The organism is Collinsella sp. CLA-ER-H3 (assembly GCF_040092425.1).
Classification (GTDB): Bacteria; Actinomycetota; Coriobacteriia; order Coriobacteriales; family Coriobacteriaceae; genus Collinsella.
The window spans coordinates 36598-58703 of the sequence record NZ_JBBNLP010000008.1 but is presented as its reverse complement, the minus strand read 5'-3'; the positions used below and the strand labels follow the sequence as shown (position 1 = coordinate 58703).

Here is a 22106-nt window from a genome sequence, read left to right as displayed (position 1 = left end):
CGAATGGCACTCCCTCAGCTTACCGATGAGCAGCGCAAGCAGGCTCTTGAGAAGGCTGCTGCCGCACGTCACGCCCGCGCTGAGCTTCGCGAGCAGATCAAGAAGGGCGAGAAGTCCCTCGAGTCCGTGCTCAACTCCGATGACCCCATCGCTTCCCGCATGAAGGTTTCCACCCTCATCGAGTCTCTTCCTGGTTATGGCAAGGCCAAGGCCGCCAAGATCATGGAGGAGCTCGGTATCTCCGCTACCCGTCGCGTCCAGGGCCTCGGCGTCCGTCAGCGCGAGCAGCTCCTCGAGCAGCTGACCAAATAAGTGAGCGCTCAGGATTCCAAGCTCTTTGTGATTTCTGGACCGTCAGGCGCAGGCAAGGGTACGCTCGTCACTCGTGTGCGCGAGCGCCGCTCGAACCTGGGCCTGACGGTTTCGGCTACCACGCGAGCACCACGCAAAGGTGAGGCCGACGGCGTCAACTACTTTTTTCTGACGCGCGAGGAGTTCGACCGCCGCGTGGCAAACGGTGAGTTTGTTGAGTGGGCCGAGGTCCACGGTAACTGCTACGGCACATTGGTGAGCGAGGTTCAGTCCAAGCTCGCCTCTGGTTCGTCTCTCATCTTGGAGATCGATGTCCAGGGTGCCCTGCAGGTCAAGGAGCGTTTCCCCGAGGCCGTGCTGATCTTTATCAAACCACCTTCGCTCGAGGTGCTTCGCGAGCGTCTAGTCGGTCGCGGTACCGAGACGCCCGAGACGATTGAGCTGCGTATGGCAAACGCCGCCGATGAGCTTGCCCTTGCCGACCGCTACGACGAAGTCGTGGTAAATGACGATCTCGACCGCGCGACCGATGAGCTCGTTCGCGTTCTCGATATGCATGAAAGGATCTGAGGTCCGTGTCCGTTGTAAAGCCTTGCATTGACGATCTTCTGGAGAAGACCGATCACAACCGCTTCCTGCTCGCTTCGCTTGCCTCCAAGCGCGCCTGCGACATCAATAGCATGCTGCGTGGCCAGCACAACCGCGTGCTTGCCGTCCAGGATGTCGATGACATCACCATCGGGCTTTCCGGTGCCGACACCATCTCGATGGCTATGGACGAGATTGTCGACGGCGACATCTCTTACGACGAGGCCCGTTACGAGAAGGCGCTCGGCCACAAGGTTGCTGAAGCCTAAATGGCGGCTCGCGTCTGCCTGGTCCACTATCACGAGGTTGGACTGAAGGGTAAGAACCGCGCACATTTTGAGCATATCCTCATGGATAACATCAAGGCGGCCTTGGCCGCCTTTTCCGTGAATGCCGTGTCTCGAATTTCCGGTTATATCCTCGTGACCTTTAACGAGCATCAGGCCGACGAGGCGGCGCGTGTCATTCGCACCGTTCCCGGTGTTGCTCGTGTGTCTTTGGCGTATCACACCAATCGCGACCCTCAGGAGTACTGTGCCGCCGCCGTGAAGGCGCTGCGCGAGTTTGGTTCCTTCGATTCGTTTAAGGTGCACGCCAAGCGCTCCAATACCGACTATGAGCTCACCTCGATTGATATCAATCGTCAGGTGGGCGAGGTGTTGTGTGAGGCCTTCCCCGATAAAAAGGTTCAAATGCACGACCCCGATGCGATGGTGCACGTACTGGTGGTCCAGGGTAGCGTTTATGTGTACGCGCGCTCCGAGCGCGGCGTGGGCGGTCTGCCGGTGGGTTCTGCCGGCAAGGTCGTGACGCTGCTGTCGTCGGGTATTGATTCTCCGGTGGCAACCTGGATGCTCGCGCGTCGCGGCGCGGTGTGCGTGCCGGTACATTTCTCAGGTCGTCCGCAGACGCCCGACACGAGCGAGTATTTGGTGCAGGACATCATCCGTGCGCTTGAGCCGGGTGTCCAGATCGGCCGCCTGTACGTGGTGCCGTTTGGCGACTGCCAGCGTGAGATTTCGGTCACCTGTCCCAGCAACCTGCGCGTGATCATGTATCGCCGCATTATGTATTCGGTTGCCGAGCGCATTGCACACATCGAGGGCGCCAAGGCCATCGTGACGGGCGAATCGCTTGGACAGGTTGCCTCCCAAACGCTTGAGAATATCATGGCCGTTAACGAGGCCGTGAAGATTCCCGTGTTCCGTCCTCTCATCGGTTCGGACAAGCAGGAGATCATCGCGCGCGCCGAGGAGATTGGTACGTTCGATATCTCGACTGAGGTCGCTCCCGACTGCTGCACGCTGTTTATGCCGCGTCGTCCCGAGACGCACGCTAAACTCGATGCCGTGCATGAGGCCTGGGAGTTGTTCGATCACGAGGAGATGATCGAGCGCCTACTCAAGCAGACTGAGTACATCGACTTCGAAAGCAACACGTATAAGGCCCCCAAGACCTTAAAACGCAAACATTCGGAGCTTGCTCCGCGTGAGATTTACCAAGATCACGAGTAAATTTGTGCATAGACCGACGATGCGCCTGCATCGTCGGTCTTTTGCTATCTGGGCTTTTTGCGGCTAAGTGTTCATTTGCTGACGTGTGCCTGAATAAATGGACAGATTTGTGCAAGGTTTTGGTCGGTATTTGGTTTGACCGCTAAAACCGGTTTTGGAGCGTGGCTGTTGCAGGGCTTTTTTCCTGACACGATGGTGTTGGGAGGTTTTGCTATGGCGCAGCGCGAACAACACGAACGGGTCAAAAAGATGGACCGCTGGGCGGACAAGCTGCTCGGTCACAAGGCAGTGGTGATGGCGATACTGGTCGTCATTGCGATGGCGAGCGGCTTGGCGATGGCGACCCTTGGCGGCGGTACTGGCGGCGTGTCGTTTGAGCGCACTGATGGTTCGGGCTCGTTAGTGGAGCCGGGATCCGGCGATGCCTCGAGCGGAAAGACATCCGAAGGCTCTTCGTCTAAGGCGTCTGCCGCGGCAGAGGTTTATGTCGATGTTGATGGTGCCGTTGTGTCGCCCGGTGTATATCGCGTCAAGGACGGCGCGCGGGTGGCTCAGGCGATAGATGCCGCCGGCGGGCTGGCGCCCGAGGCAGACGTTACGGGGCTCAATCGGGCATCCAAGGTCGTCGATGGGCAGAAGATTCACGTTCCAACGGTGGGGGAGCAGCAGGCGTCCATTGCGGAAGCCGGTGTTGATGGTGGGGCTTCCGCATCATTGGGCGTGAGTGGCGCAACGGGCCTAGTCAACATCAATACGGCAAGCGCGGCAGAGCTGCAGACGCTCTCGGGCATCGGTCCCTCCATGGCACAGTCGATTATCGATGAGCGTACAAAGAACGGTGCTTTTGCCTCGGTTGACGATCTGATGCGTGTGTCGGGAATCGGCGAGAAGAAGCTTGCCAAAATCAAAGATTGCATCTGCGTATGAGTGCGACCGAGCGCGAACATGTGATGCCTCCGCGGCCCCTGATGCCGTGGACGATGACCCTGTGTGCCGGCATGTGCATGAGCTGCGCCTTGGTGCTCAACGTGGCCGCTGATGCGCTGCTGAGGGAGCAGGCGCCGGCGGTCGGGCTGCTATGGGCCATTCCCGTTGCGGCGGCGGTATTCGTTGTGCTGGCTCAATCTTGTGCGCGGCTTGCCCCTTTGAAGTGGTGGCTGTATGCCGCGTCCGTCGGTCTCGTGGCGGGAGCGGTCGTCTCGGCGTGGTGGGCTGTGGGCACGCTAGGCGCCTCGAAGGCGCTCGACGGTCGAGCGGCAAGCAGCCTCGAGTTTGTCGTGCAGGGTGATTCATCCATAAACGACGACGTGTATTCCTATACCTGCGAGGCGCGCGCGGACGGTAAGAACTTGGCAACGGTTCGCCTGTCGTGTGACCGCGAGCTCAAGGCCGGGGCGCACGTGCGTGTTATCGGTCGCGTTTCACGTTTTGAGAACGATGCATATGGACGATCGCGCGTGCTCCGAGGCGAGGTGCGCAAGGTTCAAGCCGTTCGGATTGTGCCGGTCGATGAGGGCTCTCCGGGGCCGCTGCTTCGGCTGCGAAATGGGCTGCTAGCGTCCATCGCGCCTGCGACCGACCCGGCGCGTGCGCTCATAGCCGGTGTCGTCTGCGGTCGTTCCGCCGAGCTACGCGCCCAGCCGGCGGGCGACTGGTTTTCGGTGACGGGAACGGCGCATCTTATAGCCGTCTCCGGCAGCCATTTGGCTATCGTGGGATTTGTAATCGAGGGTGTATTGCAAAAAACTCGCTGCTCACGTGGTGTTCAGCGGGCGATATTGGCGATGGCGCTTGTGGGCTACGCTGCCTTTACGGGCGCGTCTCCCTCGGCCGTGCGCGCGTGCTGCATGGTGTTCGCTACGCTTGTTGTAAACGGCGCGGGGCGTCGCCGGCACGGCGCATCGGCGCTCTTCGTAACCATGTCCATCTTTGTGCTACTGCGACCGACGGTGCTGTTCGAGATGGGCTTTCAGCTTTCATGTGCCAGCGTCTTAGCCATTCTGTGCTTTTGCCCCTATGCGACCTACGCTTTGGGTGAGCTGGGTGTGCCATCGGGCGTTGCCAACATACTTTCCGTCACGCTGTGCTCGCAACTGGCAACACTTCCCATTACCATTCCTGCCTTCGGTACGTTCTCGCTCATTGCTCCGCTGGCAAATGCAGTCATCGGTCCGGTGGTGAGCGTACTGCTTGCTGTGTCGATCGTGCTGGTTCCCTTTTCGCTCGTGGAACCGTTGCGGATTTGGGCGCTCGTTGTGCCCATGGTTGCCGCCCGTTGCGCACTGTTCTTCGAGCAGCTGTTTGCCGCCGTGCCTGGTGCATCTGTGAGTGTGCCGCCCGATAGCATGTGGATTTACCTAGTGCCGTGTTTGCTGGCGGTTCTGTTGGTCTGGTGGCCGCGTCCCCGTGCACGTCCTATGGCGGTGGGGCTTTCATGTCTGGTGCTCTTGGCTGCGATTCCGTACGTCTACTGGGATCGATTCGTTCCGCCTTCGGTGACGGTGCTCGATGTGGGCCAGGCGGATGCGATTCTTATCCGCCAGGGCGACGCATTAGCACTCGTCGACTGCGGGCTCGATGAGCGCGTGGTAGCGGCGTTGGTTCGCAATAACGTGCACCATATCGATGCCGTCTTTGTGACGCATTGGGATGAGGATCACTGGGGTGGTCTACCTGCCGTGCTCGAACAGTTTTCGGTCGGAACGATTGCCGTGGCGGCGGATGCGTTGGAGGATGCTCCTGCCGAGGTATTGAATCGACCTGGCGTTGAGTATCGGCAGGTGCGCCGTGGGGATACGGTCGACATCGGCTCATTTTGTGCCCGCGTGATGTGGCCGTTCGAGTCCGTAGATGGCGAGGGAAATGAGGACTCGCTTGTCCTGCTACTCTCTTATGTTCAGGAAGGCAAGAGCCTGCGTATGCTCCTCACTGGTGATGCCGAGCTCGACCAAGAACGGGAATTCGTGCAGGAGGTGGGGGATATCGATGTCCTTAAACTTGGGCATCACGGCTCCAAGGTTTCAGTCGATGGTGAGTTGCTGGATGTCCTGAGACCCGAGCTTTCCCTCGCGAGCGCCGGCAAGGGGAATCGATACGGTCATCCGTCGGATGCCTGCATCGATGCCGTTCAGGAAGCGGGCGGTGCGTTCGCATGCACCATCGAACACGGTGATATCACCATCAGCCCGACCGCAAAGGGCTTTGCGATGCGATGCCAGCGACCGTGACGACGTCGATGGCGTGTGGTGGGCCCCTGGGCTAGAATGGCACGGAACGAATACGAAGGCCTGCGGGAGGGGAGCGTAATGTCCGAAACCGGTCTGCTGCCGGCATATCTGATCGTCGGTACCGACGGCGTCAAGCGCGATCACGCCGTCTCGCGTATGAAGGCGCGTCTGGAAAAGTCGGGAATGGTCGAGTTCAACCTCGACGAGCGCGACATGACCAAGGACCCCGATATCGAGTCCATTATCGGATCGCTTAACACCTTTCCGATGGGCAGCGAGTTTCGCTTGGTAATCCTTGATGGCTGCTCAAAGCTCGCTAAGGCGGTCTCGGAGCCGCTTGTCGACTATCTGGCGAGTCCCAGCCCCACGACGGTCTGCCTCATCATCGCCGACTCGCTTGCCAAGAACACGCGCCTGTATAAGGCGATCGCCAAAATCGACAAGAAGGCCGTGATCGATTGCTCCGGCACCAAGCGCTGGGAGTTACCGCGCCGCGTGCAACAGATGGCGACGCAGCACGGCAAGTCGATCTCGACGGCGGCCGCCGAGGAGCTCGTCTCGCGTTCGGGTGAAAACACTCGCATGCTCGATAACGACTTGGCTAAGCTTGCCCAGATGGTCGAGGCGCCCCAGATTGAGCTTGCCGACGTTGAGCGCTGGATTGTACGTACGGCCGAGGTTCAACCCTGGGACTTTCTCAATGCGGTCTCGGCCCGTGACATGCGCCGTTCGCTCGAGCTCTTCAATCTAATGCCCGCCAAGAGCTACGTGTGGACGTACACATTGCTGTGCGGCCGCATTCGCGAGCTTATCGTTGCCAAGGCGCTCGATGCGCGCGGACAGGGTCGTGAGCTGGCCGCAACGCTCAAACTCCAGTCCTGGCAGGTCAAGAATCACCTGACCTGGGCACGTCGCTTTTCGATGACAGAGCTCGTCGCAGCGCTCGAGGGTGCCGTTGATGTGGAGCTCGCGCTCAAGGGTTCGGCCGATTCTCAGACCGCGCTTTTGCTCTGGATTACGAACATCTTGAGAAAATCGTGATGATACCTGCCTATTTGACAAATTCGTTCTATCCCTTTGAGGGGGAGCGTGCTATAGTAGGCGCTTGCATGACCTCACCGTGTCTCAGAGGTGTCATACATTTTTTGCAAGGAACTCGAAAGGAACTCCAGAAGTGGCAAACATCAAGTCTCAGAAGAAGCGTATCCGCACCAATGAGGCAGCTCGCATGCGTAACAAGGCTGTCAAGTCCGAGCTCAAGACGCTGACCAAGCACGTCCAGTCCGCCGTCGCCGAGGGCGACGCCGAGAAGGCCCAGGCTGCCCTCAAGACCGTCACCAAGCGTCTCGACATGGCTGCCGCCAAGCATGTTATCCACAAGAACCAGGCTTCCAACCGCAAGTCCGGTCTTGCCAAGCTCGTGAACAGCATCAACGCTTAAGTTGTAAATTTCACACCACACAGATTACGCGCATAAATGGAGCCTGTTTTATGGAACAGGCTCCATTTTTTGTACCGCTCGGGTAAGATAGTCCGCATGAATACTTCAATTGACATTTCCCACATCCGCAACTTCTCAATCGTTGCGCACATCGACCATGGCAAGTCCACGATCAGCGATCGCATCCTCGAGCTCACCCATACCGTCGACGAACGCGACATGGAGTCGCAGCTGCTCGACACCATGGATATCGAGCGCGAGCGCGGCATCACGATCAAGTCCAATGCTGTTCGCGTGTCCTATGACGCCGACGATGGCGAGACGTATCAGTTCAATCTGATCGATACGCCGGGCCACGTGGACTTTACCTATGAGGTCTCGCGCTCGCTGGCAGCCTGTGAGGGCGCGGTGCTCGTTGTCGACGCCACACAGGGCGTCGAGGCACAGACCGTCTCCAACGCGACGCTTGCCATGAACGCCAATCTGGACATTGTGCCGGCCATCAACAAGATCGACCTGCCCTCGGCTCATCCCGACGAGGTTAAGACCGAGATCGAGGATGACCTGGCGATCCCTGCCGACGATGCCGTATGCGTATCGGGCAAGACCGGCGAGGGCATTCACGATCTGCTGGAGTCTATTGTCTTTTTGATCTCGCCGCCCAAGGGCGATGCAAACGCGCCGCTCAAAGCGCTCATCCTGGACTCGTATTTCGATGAGTACCGCGGCGTCGTTGCCACGGTCCGTGTCTTTGACGGCTCCATCAAGAAGGGCGATACCCTGCGCATGATGCAGGCAAAGGGCGACTTTTTGGTCGATGGCGTGGGAGTCAAGCGTCCCGCCGAGACCCCGGTCGATGCGCTGACGGTCGGCGAGGTGGGCTACGTGGTCACGGGTCTGAAGGACCCCGAGGCCGTTCGCGTGGGCGATACCCTTACGTGGGCGTCGAACCCCTGCCCCGAGCCGCTTCCCGGTTACCGCGAGGCCAAGCCCATGGTCTATACGGGCCTGTTCCCGATCGATAACAAGGACTACGAGAACCTGCGTGACGCACTCGATAAGCTCCACGTTAACGACCCCTCGTTGGTGTGGGAGCCCGAGACGTCCGTGGCGCTCGGCTTTGGCTTCCGCGTGGGCTTCCTGGGTCTGCTGCACATGGAAGTCGTCAAGGAACGCCTGGAGCGCGAGTTCAACCTGGACCTCATTGCCACGAGTCCCTCGGTCGACTATCACGTCTACAAGACCGACGGCGAAATGATCGATGTCCGCAGCCCGCAGGACCTTCCCGAGGCCACGCGCATCGAGCGTATCGAGGAACCCTACCTCAAGGCAAAGATCATCTGCCCACCTGAGTACACGGGCGCCGTCATGCAGCTCGCCATCGAGCACCGCGGCGTTACGACCGACATGATCCACCTGACGAGCAAATCGGTCGAGATGCGCTTCGATATGCCGCTTGCCGAGCTCATCTTGGACTTCTTTGACCAGCTCAAGAGCCGCACTAAGGGCTATGCCTCGCTCGACTACGAGTTCAACGAGTATCGTCCTTCCGAGCTCGTTAAGCTCGATATCTTGCTTTCTGGCGACGAGGTGGATGCGCTGTCGTTTATCGTGCACAAGGACAAGGCCTATGGCCTGGCCCGCGGTCTGTGCGACAAGCTCAAGGAAATCATTCCGCGCCAGCTGTTCGAGGTGCCTATCCAGGGCGCCATCGGCAACAAGATCATTGCCCGCTCTACCGTCAAAGCGCGCCGCAAGGACGTGCTGGCCAAGTGTTATGGCGGCGATATCTCGCGAAAGCGCAAGCTGCTCGAGAAGCAGAAAGAGGGCAAAAAGCGCATGAAGGCCATCGGCTCGGTCGAGGTTCCGCAGGAGGCCTTTATGGCGATTCTCAAGGTGGACGAGTAGGTCCATGGCACTTTCTGAATACAGCAAGCTGTTGCTTGGCGCCTATGCCGAGCAGCCGTTCCTTATGGCTCCCATGGCGGGCGTGACCGATCCCGCCTATCGCATCATGTGCCGCCGTCGCGGTGCCCATCTTGCCTATAGCGAGATGGTGAGCGTGGCGGGCCTTGCCTATGCCAGCAATAAGACGTGGCGCCTGGTACTGCCGGCCGATGAGGAGCAGCAGATCTGCGTGCAGCTCTTTGGCTCCAAGCCCGATCAGTTTGCGAGCGCTGTTGCTGCCGTCGAGGAGCGTGTGGGCGATCGCCTGTCGCTGATCGATATCAACATGGCCTGCCCGGCTCGCAAGGTCGTCACCAAGGGCGAGGGCTCGGCGCTTATGCGCACTCCCGATCTGGCCGAGCAGATCGTCGAGGCGGCGGTGGGTGCGGCGCATGTGCCCGTGACCGTAAAAATCCGTAAGGGCTTTTACGCCGAAGACCGCAACGCCGCGACGTTTGCCCAGATGCTTGAGGGAGCAGGGGCCGCCGCGGTGGCGGTACATGGTCGCTGCGCCACGCAGCTCTATACGGGCCAGGCCGATTGGTCGGTCGTCGATGAGGTGGCCGACGCCGTCGAGATTCCCGTTATCGGTTCGGGCGATGTGTTCTCGGCAGAGGACGCTGCTGAGCATCTGCAAAGCTCGGGTGCCAGCGCGGTGTTTATCGCGCGCGGCATCTACGGCAATCCATGGGTGTTCGGCGATGCCCGAGCCCTTGCACTCGATGGCACGCCGGTTCCTTCTCGCTCCTCGGTTGAGCGCCTGGATGCCCTGCGCGAGCACCTGACGCTCACGCACGAGCTGTTGCCGCTCATGTCGCGTGCCCGCACGTACGCAAGCTGGTATCTAAAGGGCATGCCCCATGCTGCCGCCTGGCGCGCTCAGGTGGTGCGTTGCTCCACATACGAGGAGTTCATGGCACTGGTCGATGATATCGAGCACGATGTGGTGGCCTGTGAGGCCGCACTTGCCGCCGGCGAGTCGGTGCCCGCTCATCCGTTGGAGGCCTAACGGTGGCCGTTACCGCGCTGTACGTGCATGTGCCGTTTTGCGCCCAAAAATGCCGGTACTGTGACTTTGACTCACGCAGTTTTGCTCCGTGCAACATGAGCGTTGCGCTCGATACCTATTTTGAGCAGTTGTATGCGCGCCTCGATGCTTTTGGCGACGCAGGCGCGCTTGCACAGATCCGCACCGTCTATGTTGGCGGCGGCACGCCGTCGCTGGCGGGGGAGCGTTTGGTAGAATTTGCCCGGCGTATCTCTGCGTGGTGCAAGCCTGTTGAGTTTACCTGCGAGGCCAATCCCGAATCGCTGACCGCAGAGCTTGCCACTGCGCTTGCCGGGGTGGGTGTCACGCGCGTCTCTCTGGGCGTGCAAACGCTCGATAACGCCGAACTTACCGCCATCGGCCGCATTCACGATGCCGATCGGGCGCTCGCTGCCATCACGACGGTCAAGGACGCTGGGCTTGTCGTGTCGTGCGACCTGATGTGCGGCCTTCCCGGGCAGACCGACCTAAGCTGGCAGCGCACACTCGATGGCGTGTTGGCGGCGGCGCCGCATCATGTGTCGGTGTACCCGCTCACGCTCGAGGAGGGCACGCCGCTCTATCGCATGGCGTGTCGCGACGAGTCGCTCGAGCCCGACGAGGATTTTCAGGCTGCATGCATGGATGCGGCGCGTGAGCGCCTGAGTGCGGCCGGCTATCACCCGTATGAGGTGGCAAGCTACGCGCTCGACGGCCATGAGTGCGCCCACAACATTGCCTATTGGACCGGACAGGGCTATCTGGGTTTGGGCCGCTCTGCCGCCGGTATGCTCGACGCCGAGGATTTCGATCGCTTGGCTGGGCTGTTTCCCGACGTGCTTGCTCGCGGCGATGCGTATCGCGTGCGCTTGGTGCAACGCGACGATGCCGCGACGACGTTTGATGCCGAGTATCTGTCGCAGCGCGAGGCGGCGGCCGAGGATTTGATGCTTGCCTGTCGCATGACGCGTGGCATTGGGCCCGATCTGTTGGTTCGCTCGGCAAGCGTGATCGCTGCAGATGAGTTGGCGGCGGCCTGCGACCGTGCGGTCGAGTTGGGCCTTGCCACCTGGGTGCCCGATCATATTGAAGGACATGCGGGGCGCGTCACCTCGAAAGACGTTATCGCAGGTCGCGTCCGTGCTCGTTTAGCGCCCACTCACTTGGGCTGGCTCGATGGAAATGTTCTGTTCGAGCTGTTTTGGGATCTAGCTTAGGCCGCTCGGGTAGAATTACCGGAATATATACGCTGCTGTGAGCAGGAGGTTGCCGCGCATGGCGACGATGAACGAAAAAGATTACTACGAGATTCTGGGTGTCTCCAAGGACGCCACCTCGCGTGATATTCAAAAGGCCTTCCAGCAAAAGGCCCGTAAGCTCCATCCGGACGTCAATAAAGAGCCGGATGCCGAGGAAAAGTTTAAAGAGGTTTCCGAGGCCTACGCCGTGCTTTCGGATGAGCAAAAACGTGCGCGCTACGACGCCATGCGTTCTAGCAATCCCTTTGCCGGTGCTCCTACGGCTTCGCCCTATGGTGGCGGCTACGCCGGCAGCACGGGCTATGGCAATCCCTTTGAGGGCGGCTTTCCCTTTGGTGGCGCCTGGGGCCAGCAGCGTCGCGGCCAGGCTGCCTACAATCCCGAGAACGGCGCCAACGTGGTCGTCGATATCAAACTCGACGCCAAGGAGGCCAAGGGCGGTGCCCGCAAGACCGTCCGCTACACGCGCTTCGATACCTGTAGCAACTGCGGCGGCTCGGGCTCCGTTTCGTCTGAGCATGCCCATACCTGCCCGAGCTGCGGTGGCCGCGGCCACATCGACGTCGACCTGTCCTTCCTGTTTGGTGCGGGCACGTTCCAGTCGGTCTGCCCCGAGTGCGGCGGTTCCGGTAAGGTCGTGGCCGACCCCTGCCCCGATTGCGGTGGCAGCGGGCGAACCCGTGTGACCTCCGAACAGACGATTGAGTTTCCTGCCGGCACGCACGATGGCGACGAGGTCCGCATTAGCGGCATGGGCCATGCTGGCACTAACGGTGCCGCGGGCGGCGACCTGGTCGGCCGCGCCCATGTTGAGGCCGAGCGCTTGGAAGGCAAAGCTCGTACTGGCTTTTACCTGATGGGCATTGTGGCGCCGTTTTTGGTGCTGTCGGCCATCTCGGGAGTGTTCTCGGCCTTTGCCGTGATGTGCTTTATTCCGTTTACCATGGGCCTGTTCATGGTGCTTTCGGACGGTGTGCTTCATCGCAGCCTGCTGTGGTGGAAGCGCGGTGCGATGCAGTTTGCCAACGGTTTTGCCAACGGCTTCATGTTCGCGCTCGTGTCGGTTTGGTTCGCGAGCTGCTCGCAACGGGCCATGCTTTCGCCGTATCAAATGCAATAACATCAAACCCTTTGTTTGCGGTCGGCCCAGCTTGGGTATAGGACGCACTGTGACAATAATGAAAGTCGGAAGGATTCGGTCGTGTCGGAAAATAGGGATTACTACGAGGTGCTTGGCGTCGACAGGGATGCCGACGCGCGGACGATTAAGCGTGCGTTTTTAAAGAAGGCCCGTACCGTACATCCGGATGTTTCGGACGATCCCGAGGCCGAGGCCAAGTTCAAGGAGCTCAACGAGGCCTATTCCGTTCTTTCCGATGAGCAGAAGCGTGCTAACTACGACCGTTACGGCACTGCCGACGGTCCTGGTGGTTCGGGCTATGTCGACATCAACGATATCTTTGGTGGCATGGGCATGGACGACCTGTTCTCGTCGTTTTTTGGCGGCGGTGCCGGTGGTGGTGCCCGCAGCCGTCGTGAGCGTCGTCGCGGACGCGACATGGCCATCTCGCTTTCGGTGACGCTCGAGGAGGCGGCGCTCGGTTGCAAAAAGACGATCAGCTATGACCGCCTTGCTCCTTGCGAGGACTGCAACGGTACCGGTAGGGCCGAGGGTGCACAGGAAAAGCAGTGCAGTCGCTGCCACGGTACGGGCTACGTCACGACGGTTCAGCGATCGTTTTTGGGCCAGGTTCAGTCTTCCTCGCCTTGCCCTGACTGCCATGGCGAGGGCACGGTTATCGACCATCCCTGCGAGACCTGCGACGGTCAGGGCCGCACGCCTTCGCACGAAAAGATCGACATCGATATTCCCGCCGGCGTTTCGACCGGTCGCCAGCTGCGTGTGAGCGGCTTTGGCGAGGCCGGCCTTCGCGGCGAGCCTTCGGGCGACCTGATTGTCAACGTGCGCGTCGCCGACCATGAGCGCTTTAAGCGCAACGGTGACGACCTGTACCTGGTGAGCGATATCTCGATTGCGCAGGCTGCGCTCGGCTGCGAGATCGAGGTCGAGGGCATTATGCCCGACGAGGTCGTTAAGGTGACGGTTCCCGCCGGCGCCCAGTACGGCGACACCGTGAGCGTCAATAATTACGGCATGCCGCGCATTGGCGGTGGCGGTTCGCGTGGCCGCCTGATCGTGCAACTGCGCGTGGTCGTTCCCACCAATCTTTCCAATAAGCAACGCGAGCTGCTCCGTGCTTTTGCCGATGAGATGGGCGATGACGTCGCTTCCGGTAAGAAGTCGGTGACCGACCGTATCAAGAGTGCCCTCGACGATATCCTCGATTAAGGAGCCCGCGTGCTCGCACCCCATATTTCCGTCGTCAACCTCGGCTGCCGTGTCAACCGGGTTGAGTCTGACCGTATCACTGCCGATCTTATGCGCCTGGGCTTTGCTATTGTGGAGCCCCAGGATGCCGATCTGATCGTCATTAACACCTGTGCCGTTACGGGCGAGGCCGAGGCCAAGACCCGTAAGGCCGTCCGTCATGCGCTGGCCCATCCAAATGAGCCCTATGTGCTCGTGACCGGTTGCGTGGTCAATTTGCATCCCGAGGAGCTGTTGGAGCTTTCGGATCGCGTGATCGCCGAGCCGTCCAAGATCGATGTCGCCGAACGTGTCTGCGAGGTGCTGGGCGTTGAGTCCGATAGCGTTCCCGCCTGCAGCGATGGCGAGGTGGTCGATGCGCTCGGTCGCTCTCGCCTGGGCGTGAAGATCCAGGATGGCTGCAACCACCGTTGCACCTATTGCATCGTGTGGAAGGCCCGCGGTCCCGAGCGTTCCGTGCCCGTCGAGTCCGTGCTTGAGCAAGTTCGCGAGGCCCAGGAGGCCGGCGTGCCCGAGGTGGTGCTGACCGGTGTGAACCTGGGTGCCTACGATGGCAAGAGCGCGACCGACGAGCATGTCGAAATCGATGAGCTGCTCGAGGCCATCATGGAGCGCACGACTATTGCGCATGTGCGCATTTCCTCGGTCGAACCCATGGATATCTCTGAGCGCCTGCTTAAGGTTATGGCGCGCTATCCGCAGCGTATTGCCCCGTTTTTGCACCTGCCCGTACAGTCCGGCTGTACGGCGACGCTGCATCGCATGGGTCGTCCCTATAGTGCCGAGGCCTTTGTGGACACGGTGCGTATGATTCGTGCCATCTTGCCCCAGGCGTCCCTTTCGTGCGATGTCATCGTCGGTTTTCCCGGCGAGACGGACGAGGAGTTTGAGGAGTCGCTGGCGCTGTGCCGCCGCGTGGGCTTTTCGCGTATGCACGTGTTTCGCTACAGCAGGCGTCCCGGTACCCTTGCTGCCGACATGCCCGACCAGGTGCCGCCTGAGGTTATGGCCGAGCGCAGTCGTCGTATGCGAGCCGCGGCGCAGGAGCTTGCCATTGCCGACGCTCGTCGTCGCGTGGGCACGGTCGAGCGTGCCGTGCTCGAGTATGGTGACAACCTGACGCTCGGCTCGTTCCATCATGCCCGTCTTGACGATACCTGTGGACTTACAGCCCCGTGCCTGCTCGATGTTGCTATCATCGGAGTCGATGATTCCGGCTTGGTCCATGCACGCAGGGAGGTTCATGGAAGCCTCGAAGATTAGACTTACCGTTCCCGAGGGAATTGATCCCTCGCGCGTTTTGGGCGCCGGCGACGGCGTCCTTCGTGCGCTTGAGAGCTTGGTTCGCGCCCATGTGGTCGCCCGTGGCGATAGCATCTCCGTGAGCGGCGACCCGGACGAGGTCGAACTCGTGGCGCGCTTTTTCGAGCACGCTTTTCGCGAGGCGGCCGCCGGGCGCACGCTGTCTGCCGACGATGTCTCTCGCTGCCTGGCCGTCTTGCGCGACGGTGAGCACGAGGCTACGTCGCTTCGCGATGACGTGCTGCTTTCGTATCGCGGCCGCGTCATTCGCCCCAAGACGCTCGGGCAAAAGCGCTATGTGGATGCCATCCGCTCGCATACCATCACGTTTGGCTTGGGTCCTGCCGGTACCGGTAAGACCTATCTGGCTATGGCGCTCGCCGTTGCCGCGCTCAAGCGTCACGAGGTGGGCCGTCTGATCTTGGCGCGTCCGGTTGTCGAGGCGGGGGAGAATCTGGGCTTTTTGCCCGGCACCCTCGAGGAAAAGATCGATCCCTACATGCGTCCGCTTTACGACGCCCTTTTTGACATGATGGATCGCGAGCGCACCGATGAGCTTATGGACCGCGGCGTGATCGAGATCGCCCCGCTTGCCTACATGCGCGGCCGCACGCTGAGTGATGCCTTCGTGGTGCTCGACGAGGCGCAAAATACCACGCCCGAGCAGATGAAGATGTTCCTGACGCGCCTGGGATTCAACTCCAAGTTCGTGATTACCGGCGACCTGAGCCAGCGTGACCTGGTGGGTCGTCGTGGTGGCTTGGCGGATGTCGAGAAGATTTTGGGCCGTGTCGATGATGTCGCATTTTCGCACCTCGAGCGTGCCGACGTGGTGCGCCATGCCCTGGTGGGTCGTATCGTCGAGGCATACGATACTTATGATGATGTGCGCGAGAAGCGCGTACGTGACCGAAAGGAGTCCCGTTGAGTGTATTGATCAGCAACGATGCCGAGCTCGATACGCTGCTCGACGCGCAGGAGGTGGAGCACATCTGCGAGGTTGTGCTTGCCGCCGAGGGCGTTGAGCGTGAAGTCGAGATTTCCCTTTCGTATGTCGACGAGGACGAGATGCATGAGCTCAACCACGAGTGGCGCGGTATCGACCGCACCACCGATGTGCTCTCGTTTGAATGCGACTCGGCCTTTGACGAGGATATTCCCGCCGACGAGACGCTCGAGCTCGGCGATATCATCTTGGCCCCGCAGGTTATTGCCCGTCAGGCCCCCGGTTTTGGCAATAGCCCCGCTGACGAGTGTCGTCTGATGCTCGTACACGGCATGCTGCACTTGCTGGGCTATGACCATATCGAGGACGACGAGGCCGAGGTCATGGAGGCCCGCGAGGACGCCATCCTGCGCGATCTGGCGTTCGAGCGCGGCGAGGACCCCAAGCTAGTCCACGTCGGCCCCATCACCAACCACGCCCACGACTAGGAGCCGTCTATGATTCCCGGATCGAACAAGGACCATCCGTCCTTCTTAAAGTCGTTTTCCTACGCCATGGAGGGCTTCGTCACCGCCGTCAAGACCGAGCGCAACATTAAGGTCATGCTCGTGGCGGGCGTGTGCACCGTCATTGCCGGCTGTATCGTGGGTCTCGACATTGCCGAGTGGGCCACGATTATCATCTGTTGTGGCCTGGTGATTCACGGCGAGCTGTGCAACACCGCTATGGAGGCTATCGTCGACCTGGCGACCCAGGAGCTCCATCCGCTGGCCAAGCGTGCGAAGGACATCGCCGCCGCCTCTGTATACATTCTTTCCATCACCGCCGCGATTGTGGGCGTGCTGGTATTTGCCCACGCGCTTGGCTTTATTTAGAAAGGGATTCCCATGTCCGACAATATGCAGCCTACCGATGAGATCCTGGACGACGAGACTTTGGACGCGGTGGATACCGAGGGGCTCGAGGATGTCGAGGAGTTCGACCCGTTTGAGGGCATGAGCGACGAGGAGCTCGACGCCCTGTGCGACGAGGGCGATAGCCTCGCGGGCTTTGGTGACGTGGAGCCCGGTTTCCGCAGCGGTTTTGTGGCGCTGGTCGGTCGTCCCAACGCCGGCAAGTCCACGCTGCTTAATGCCTGCTATGGCAAAAAGGTCGCCATCACCTCGCCGGTGGCCCAGACGACCCGCCGCCGCATGCGCGCCGTCGTCAACCGTCCCGGCTACCAGCTGGTCTTTGTCGATACCCCGGGTATCCACAAGCCCAAGGACGGTCTGGGATCCGAGCTCAACAAGAGCGCGTTGTTCGAGCTGAACGATGTCGATGTCGTCGCGTTTTTGATTGATGCCACCAAACCGATCGGCAGGGGAGACGCCTGGGTTGCCGAGCGCGTCAGATGCGCCCGTTCCAAGAAGGTCCTGGTGCTCACTAAGGCCGATGAGGCCGACCCCGCACAGGTCATGGAGCAGCTTAAGGCTGCCCACGAGCTCATGGAATATGACGACGAGATCGTGACGTCGTCGGTTAAGAACTTCAATGTCGATGCCTTTATCGAGACCGTTGCGCACTTTTTGCCCGAGGGTCCGCGTTGGTTCCCCGAGGACATGGGTACCGACGCTTCCGATGAGACGCTCGTTGCCGAGTTTGTGCGCGAGAAGGTCTTGCGCCGCACCCGTGATGAGATTCCGCACTCCGTTGGCGTGATCTGCGATGCGCTCGAGCAGACCAAGAAGGTACTGCGCGTGCACGCCACCATTTACGTTGAGCGTGAGGGCCAGAAGGGCATCATCATCGGCAAGGGCGGCGAGATGATCAAGCATATCGGTATCGACGCCCGTCGCGATCTTGAGCGCATTTTTGGCACGCAGGTCTTTTTGGAGCTGGACGTGAAGGTCAAGGCCGGCTGGCGTGACGACGAGGCCCAGATTCGCCGCTTTGGCTATAACGCCGAGGACTAAGGACGCGCGGCGCGCATGGCAGGCTCCCGGACATATCGCACGAAGGTGCTCGTCCTCGATAAGACGAAGCTCAAAGAGACGGACCTGATCCTGACGATGCTTGACGAGCGGGGTCGGCAGGTTCGTGCCGTGGCAAAGGGCGCCCGCAAACCCGGTGGACGCCTGGCTGCGCGCTGCGAGCTGTTCTGTACCGTCGATATGCTGCTCGCGCACGGACGGTCACTCGACGTGGTTTCCCAGGCCGAGCTTATGGAAGCGCCGCTCGGCGCTGCGCCCGATTACGAGACGACTTGCGCCGCAAGCGCGATTGCCGAGGTCGCGCGCGTGTGCTCGTTTGAGGACGCCGAGGACCCGTTTACCTTTGCCATCACGCAGCGGGCGCTCACACTTGTCGGCAGCGGGCTCGACGCGGCGCATATGGACCTGCTCGTGGCGGCATATGTCTTTAAGCTGTTGTCGCACGTTGGCTATCGACCCGATTTTTCGGCCTGCGTGCTGTGCGGAGACCCCATGCTGTCGTATTTTTCGCCCCAGGCGGGCGGCCTCATGTGCGGGTCGTGCGCGTCGAGCGTTCCAGGTGCCGAACTGGTGTCGACCGGTGAGGCCGCATGGCTGCGCGCCCTCATGTCCATGACCTTCGATGCGCTTTTGGCCGAGCGAATCGACCCGCATACCGCAGCCTTTTTGCTGGGGCTTTCGCATGTTTGGGCTGCGACGCACACCGATCAGCGCCTCCGTGCGATGGAATTCATGTTGGGTCGGTGATGATGCGCAGGCGCGGGCTGCTTGTGGTAACATACCGACCTGTTGGTACCTCGACCTTGGTTGCTCGCTCCACCGGCGGCTTCCCAGTCCGAGGCGAATCGAGTCGCCCGATGGCGACGCAAAAAGAAAGGTGAAACAATGACTGTTTCCAAAGAGCGCAAGGCGGAGCTGACTGCCCAGTTCGGTAACACCCCGGTCGACACCGGCAACCCCAAGGTTCAGGTCGCCATCCTGTCCGAGCGCATCAAGGAGCTGACCGAGCACATGAAGTCCCACCAGAAGGACTTCCACACCCGTCGTGGTCTGCTCATGCTCGTCGGTCGTCGTCGTCGTCTTCTCTCCTACATCAAGAAGAACGACATCGTCGAGTACCGTGAGCTCATCAAGGCTCTGGGCATCCGCGACAACATCCAGTAGGATTTGTACATGCTAAGAGCGTCCTGCGCAGCGGGGCGCTCTTTTTGTGTAAGGGCGCGAACAATCACGCTCTGAAGCGTGGCGGGGGCAGGGGGTCCGCGTCACATGAGAAGCCCGCAGGCAAGGGGCCTGTGGGGTAAAGGAGAACAATGACACTCGTATCCAAGACCTTTGAGCTGTACGGCAAGACCTACACCTTTGAGTCGGGCGAGCTTGCCAAGCAGGCCACCGGCGCCTGCCTGGTCAAGCAGGGCGACACCACGATGCTCGATACCGTGGTCGTCTCCAAGGAGCGCAAGAACTATGACTTCTTCCCGCTGACCGTCGACTTCAACGAGAAGATGTACGCTGCCGGCCGCATCCCGGGTGGCTACCTCAAGCGTGAGGGCCGTCCCAGCGAGAAGGCCACGCTCACCGCGCGCATGATCGACCGTCCGATTCGCCCGAGCTTCCCGGACGGCTTCCGCAACGAGGTGCACATCGTCGCTACCTCGCTTGTCGCCGACCAGGTCAACCCCTTTGACGTCATCAACGTCATGGGTGCTTCCCTGGCCATGACGCTCGGCGGCGTGCCCTTCGAGGGCCCGCTTGCCTGCGTGCGCATCGGCCGTAACGTGGAGACCGGCGAGTTTATCGTCAACCCCACCTACGAGGAGCGCGAGAACTCCGATCTGGACTTGGAGCTGGGCGGCTCCGCCGACTTCATCTCGATGGTCGAGGCCGGCGCCGAGGAGATCTCTGAGGACGACATGCTCGCCGCCATGAAGTTTGGCCAGGAGGCCCTTGCTGGCTTCTGCCAGGCTCAGGATGAGTTCGTCGCCGAGTGGGAGCAGGTCAACGGCCCCATCGTCAAGAAGGAGTACCCGCTCGACCAGCCCGTCGAGGAGGTCCAGGAGCGCATCTTCGCCCACTACGACGAGATGGCAGCCGCCTTGCGCGACGCCGACAAGCTCTCCCGTATCGGCAAGGTCGAGGCTCTGAAGGAGTCCATCCGCGCCGAGTTCACCGAGGAGGAGCAGGCTGCTTGGGAGCGCGAGATCCCCGTGGCGCTCAAGAAGCTCGAGAAGAAGGCCATGCGCACCATGGTCGTCGAGACCGGCGAGCGCGTCGACGGCCGTGCCGCCGACGAGATCCGTCCTATCATGGTGAAGGACAACTACCTGCCGCTCGTTCACGGCTCCGGCCTGTTCCAGCGCGGTCAGACTCAGGTGCTCTCCGTCCTGTCGCTCGGTATGCTCAACGAGGGCCAGCGTCTGGATACCATCGAGCCCACCGAGGGCAAGCGCTACATGCACCACTACAACTTCCCGCCGTTTTGCACCGGCGAGACCGGCCGCATGGGCAGCCCCAAGCGCCGCGAGATCGGTCACGGCAACCTGGCTGAGCGCGCTCTGCTTCCGGTGCTTCCCGACGAGAACGAGTTCCCCTACGCCATCCGCGTGGTCTCCGAGGTCATGGAGTCCAACGGCTCCTCTTCGATGGCTTCGACCTGCGGTTCCACGCTCGCCCTTATGGACGGCGGCGTGCCCATTAAGCGCCCGGTCTCCGGTATCGCCATGGGCCTGATCCAGGAGGAGGGCAAGACCGTGGTCCTGTCCGACATCCAGGGTCTCGAGGACTTCCTGGGCGACATGGACTTTAAGGTCACCGGCACCACCGAGGGCATCACCGCCCTGCAGATGGACAACAAGGCCACCGGCCTCACCTTCGATATCCTGGCCCGCGCTCTGCAGCAGGCCAAGGAGGGTCGCGCCTTCATCCTGCAGAAGATGCTCGATGTTATCCCCGAGCCGCGCCACACTACGCGCAGCACCGCTCCGCGCATCGTTTCCATCCAGGTTCCGACCGACAAGATCCGCGACGTCATAGGTTCCGGCGGTAAGGTCATCCGTGGTATCCAGGATGAGACCGGCGCTTCGGTCGACATCCAGGAGGACGGCACCGTCTTTGTCGGCGGCACCGGCGAGTCCGTCGACCAGGCCGTCGAGCGCATCAAGCTCATCATCAAGGTTCCCGAGCCGGGCGAGGAGTACACCGGTCGCGTGGTCTCCATCCAGCCCTTCGGCGCCTTCGTTAACCTGCTGCCCGGTAAGGACGGCCTGCTGCACATCTCCCGCGTCGCCAAGGGCCGCGTGGAGAAGGTCGAGGACGTCCTCAACGTGGGCGACGAGGTCAAGGTCGTTGTCATCGAGGTCGACGATCGCGGCAAGATCTCGCTCGATCGTCTTGACAAGCCCGAGGCCCCGGCTCGCGCCGAGGGTGCCTCCGAGGGCGACGGCGAGCACTTCCAGCGTCGTGAGCGCTCCGAGCGTAGCGACCGTCCGCGCCGTCCCGGCGACAACGGAGGCCGCAAGCCCCGCCGTCACCACGACGCCGAGTAGCAGCTCCACATAAGCAGTTCAACAAGGGCGACTCCGCAATGGGGTCGCCCTTTTGCTTGCGCCCGGGAGGGACGCATATGAAGTTTCCTGCTCTTCAGTCCTGCGCAAGACGGAAAGCACATTAAGTGCTTTCCTTTGCGTGCGGAACTCGCGATAAACTTCATATGCGTCCCTCCCGGGCGCAAGCAAAAGGGCTGGTTAATGCCGCTCGCTATTTAGTTAGACAGTCTATTCAGTAGTCAGATTACAGATCTGTAGATAACCGCAGCAGCATCTTCCCAGATAAAACCGACCAAAATAAATCTGTCTCTATTTGGCAGGTTTCCCGTGGGGCGGGCACTGATGAAGTTTATCGCGAGTTCCGCACGAACAGGAGGCCACTTAATGTGGCCTCCGTCGTGAGCAGGACTGTAGAGCAGGAAACTTCATCAGTGCCCGCCCCACGGGAAACCGGCGGGATGGACCAGTTCAGATGGGGCTTTGATGCATGGGTGGTCTGTTGGTGGGCAAATGGGTATCATACTGTGGTTACTGCGTCGACTCTGTGATGCATGTTTGTACGTTCCCGGCGGTCGGTTTGCCAGAAGCGCCCCGTCGGTTGTTCCAGACCCGTTTCGAAGAAAGGAAACCACACTA

Annotated in this window: 21 protein-coding genes; all 21 read left to right on the top strand. The window is 60.8% G+C overall.

Annotation, left to right across the window (positions count from 1 at the left end):
* The first annotated feature begins 3 nt into the window (after positions 1-3).
* The 21 genes from mihF (at position 4) to AAAX32_RS07440 (ending at position 21470) form a co-directional block, all read left to right on the top strand.
* On the top strand, positions 4-312 hold the full coding sequence (gene mihF / locus AAAX32_RS07540; protein ID WP_006236130.1) for an integration host factor, actinobacterial type: 309 nt from the start codon (positions 4-6) through the stop codon (positions 310-312).
* Complete coding sequence (gene gmk, locus AAAX32_RS07535; protein WP_349100416.1) at positions 313-882, top strand: guanylate kinase; 570 nt, start codon at positions 313-315, stop codon at positions 880-882.
* Positions 883-887: 5 nt separating this feature from the next.
* Entirely contained in the window at positions 888-1169 is a 282-nt protein-coding gene (locus tag AAAX32_RS07530; protein WP_035138532.1) for a DNA-directed RNA polymerase subunit omega, read from the top strand.
* The gene (gene thiI / locus AAAX32_RS07525) at positions 1170-2414 is read left to right on the top strand and encodes a tRNA uracil 4-sulfurtransferase ThiI (RefSeq protein WP_349100415.1); all 1245 of its coding nucleotides are present in this window, start codon (positions 1170-1172) and stop codon (positions 2412-2414) included.
* Between the two features lie 213 nt (positions 2415-2627).
* A complete protein-coding gene (locus AAAX32_RS07520; protein WP_349100414.1) occupies positions 2628-3341 on the top strand; it encodes a helix-hairpin-helix domain-containing protein in 714 nt (237 codons plus the stop codon).
* The gene (locus tag AAAX32_RS07515) at positions 3338-5641 is read left to right on the top strand and encodes a DNA internalization-related competence protein ComEC/Rec2 (RefSeq protein ID WP_349100413.1); all 2304 of its coding nucleotides are present in this window, start codon (positions 3338-3340) and stop codon (positions 5639-5641) included. Before AAAX32_RS07520 ends, AAAX32_RS07515 begins: the two co-directional genes overlap by 4 nt.
* Before the next feature lie 78 nt (positions 5642-5719).
* On the top strand, positions 5720-6682 hold the full coding sequence (gene holA / locus AAAX32_RS07510) for a DNA polymerase III subunit delta (protein WP_349100412.1): 963 nt from the start codon (positions 5720-5722) through the stop codon (positions 6680-6682).
* A 133-nt stretch (positions 6683-6815) separates the two neighbouring features.
* Complete coding sequence (gene rpsT, locus AAAX32_RS07505) at positions 6816-7082, top strand: 30S ribosomal protein S20 (RefSeq protein ID WP_022094714.1); 267 nt, start codon at positions 6816-6818, stop codon at positions 7080-7082.
* Between the two features lie 96 nt (positions 7083-7178).
* Entirely contained in the window at positions 7179-8990 is a 1812-nt protein-coding gene (gene lepA / locus AAAX32_RS07500) for a translation elongation factor 4 (RefSeq protein ID WP_040359843.1), read from the top strand.
* A 4-nt stretch (positions 8991-8994) separates the two neighbouring features.
* Complete coding sequence (gene dusB / locus AAAX32_RS07495; protein ID WP_349100411.1) at positions 8995-10038, top strand: tRNA dihydrouridine synthase DusB; 1044 nt, start codon at positions 8995-8997, stop codon at positions 10036-10038.
* Between the two features lie 2 nt (positions 10039-10040).
* Complete coding sequence (gene hemW, locus AAAX32_RS07490) at positions 10041-11273, top strand: radical SAM family heme chaperone HemW (protein ID WP_349100410.1); 1233 nt, start codon at positions 10041-10043, stop codon at positions 11271-11273.
* Positions 11274-11331: 58 nt separating this feature from the next.
* The gene (locus tag AAAX32_RS07485; RefSeq protein ID WP_349100409.1) at positions 11332-12435 is read left to right on the top strand and encodes a DnaJ domain-containing protein; all 1104 of its coding nucleotides are present in this window, start codon (positions 11332-11334) and stop codon (positions 12433-12435) included.
* A gap of 81 nt (positions 12436-12516) precedes the next feature.
* Positions 12517-13665 (top strand): molecular chaperone DnaJ, encoded by a 1149-nt coding sequence (gene dnaJ / locus AAAX32_RS07480; protein WP_117635252.1) that lies wholly within the window; start codon positions 12517-12519, stop codon positions 13663-13665.
* A 9-nt stretch (positions 13666-13674) separates the two neighbouring features.
* On the top strand, positions 13675-14967 hold the full coding sequence (locus AAAX32_RS07475; RefSeq protein ID WP_349100408.1) for a MiaB/RimO family radical SAM methylthiotransferase: 1293 nt from the start codon (positions 13675-13677) through the stop codon (positions 14965-14967).
* Positions 14948-15934, top strand: coding sequence for a PhoH family protein (locus tag AAAX32_RS07470; protein WP_349100407.1), 987 nt, complete (start codon positions 14948-14950; stop codon positions 15932-15934). The genes AAAX32_RS07475 and AAAX32_RS07470 overlap by 20 nt, the downstream gene beginning before the upstream one ends.
* Positions 15931-16440 carry an rRNA maturation RNase YbeY gene (gene ybeY / locus AAAX32_RS07465; RefSeq protein ID WP_349100406.1) on the top strand — a complete coding sequence of 170 codons (510 nt, stop codon included), beginning with the start codon at positions 15931-15933 and terminating at the stop codon, positions 16438-16440. The genes AAAX32_RS07470 and ybeY overlap by 4 nt, the downstream gene beginning before the upstream one ends.
* A 9-nt stretch (positions 16441-16449) precedes the next feature.
* Complete coding sequence (locus AAAX32_RS07460; protein ID WP_035138512.1) at positions 16450-16827, top strand: diacylglycerol kinase family protein; 378 nt, start codon at positions 16450-16452, stop codon at positions 16825-16827.
* Between the two features lie 12 nt (positions 16828-16839).
* Positions 16840-17907, top strand: coding sequence for a GTPase Era (gene era / locus AAAX32_RS07455; protein WP_349100405.1), 1068 nt, complete (start codon positions 16840-16842; stop codon positions 17905-17907).
* A gap of 15 nt (positions 17908-17922) precedes the next feature.
* Positions 17923-18672, top strand: coding sequence for a DNA repair protein RecO (gene recO, locus AAAX32_RS07450; RefSeq protein WP_349100404.1), 750 nt, complete (start codon positions 17923-17925; stop codon positions 18670-18672).
* 138 nt (positions 18673-18810) lie between these two features.
* Positions 18811-19089, top strand: coding sequence for a 30S ribosomal protein S15 (gene rpsO, locus AAAX32_RS07445; protein WP_035138510.1), 279 nt, complete (start codon positions 18811-18813; stop codon positions 19087-19089).
* A gap of 149 nt (positions 19090-19238) precedes the next feature.
* On the top strand, positions 19239-21470 hold the full coding sequence (locus AAAX32_RS07440) for a polyribonucleotide nucleotidyltransferase (RefSeq protein WP_349100403.1): 2232 nt from the start codon (positions 19239-19241) through the stop codon (positions 21468-21470).
* The last annotated feature ends 636 nt before the right edge of the window (positions 21471-22106 follow it).

Excerpts from the sequence above, each read along its gene's own strand:
- mihF (WP_006236130.1), top strand. The coding sequence starts at position 4 with ATGGCACTCCCTCAGCTTACCGATGAGCAGCGCAAGCAGGCTCTTGAG.
- thiI (WP_349100415.1), top strand. The coding sequence starts at position 1,170 with ATGGCGGCTCGCGTCTGCCTGGTCCACTATCACGAGGTTGGACTGAAG.
- AAAX32_RS07520 (WP_349100414.1), top strand. The coding sequence starts at position 2,628 with ATGGCGCAGCGCGAACAACACGAACGGGTCAAAAAGATGGACCGCTGG.
- AAAX32_RS07515 (WP_349100413.1), top strand. The coding sequence starts at position 3,338 with ATGAGTGCGACCGAGCGCGAACATGTGATGCCTCCGCGGCCCCTGATG.
- holA (WP_349100412.1), top strand. The coding sequence starts at position 5,720 with ATGTCCGAAACCGGTCTGCTGCCGGCATATCTGATCGTCGGTACCGAC.
- lepA (WP_040359843.1), top strand. The coding sequence starts at position 7,179 with ATGAATACTTCAATTGACATTTCCCACATCCGCAACTTCTCAATCGTT.
- dusB (WP_349100411.1), top strand. The coding sequence starts at position 8,995 with ATGGCACTTTCTGAATACAGCAAGCTGTTGCTTGGCGCCTATGCCGAG.
- AAAX32_RS07485 (WP_349100409.1), top strand. The coding sequence starts at position 11,332 with ATGGCGACGATGAACGAAAAAGATTACTACGAGATTCTGGGTGTCTCC.
- AAAX32_RS07470 (WP_349100407.1), top strand. The coding sequence starts at position 14,948 with ATGGAAGCCTCGAAGATTAGACTTACCGTTCCCGAGGGAATTGATCCC.
- AAAX32_RS07460 (WP_035138512.1), top strand. The coding sequence starts at position 16,450 with ATGATTCCCGGATCGAACAAGGACCATCCGTCCTTCTTAAAGTCGTTT.
- era (WP_349100405.1), top strand. The coding sequence starts at position 16,840 with ATGTCCGACAATATGCAGCCTACCGATGAGATCCTGGACGACGAGACT.
- recO (WP_349100404.1), top strand. The coding sequence starts at position 17,923 with ATGGCAGGCTCCCGGACATATCGCACGAAGGTGCTCGTCCTCGATAAG.
- rpsO (WP_035138510.1), top strand. The coding sequence starts at position 18,811 with ATGACTGTTTCCAAAGAGCGCAAGGCGGAGCTGACTGCCCAGTTCGGT.
- AAAX32_RS07440 (WP_349100403.1), top strand. The coding sequence starts at position 19,239 with ATGACACTCGTATCCAAGACCTTTGAGCTGTACGGCAAGACCTACACC.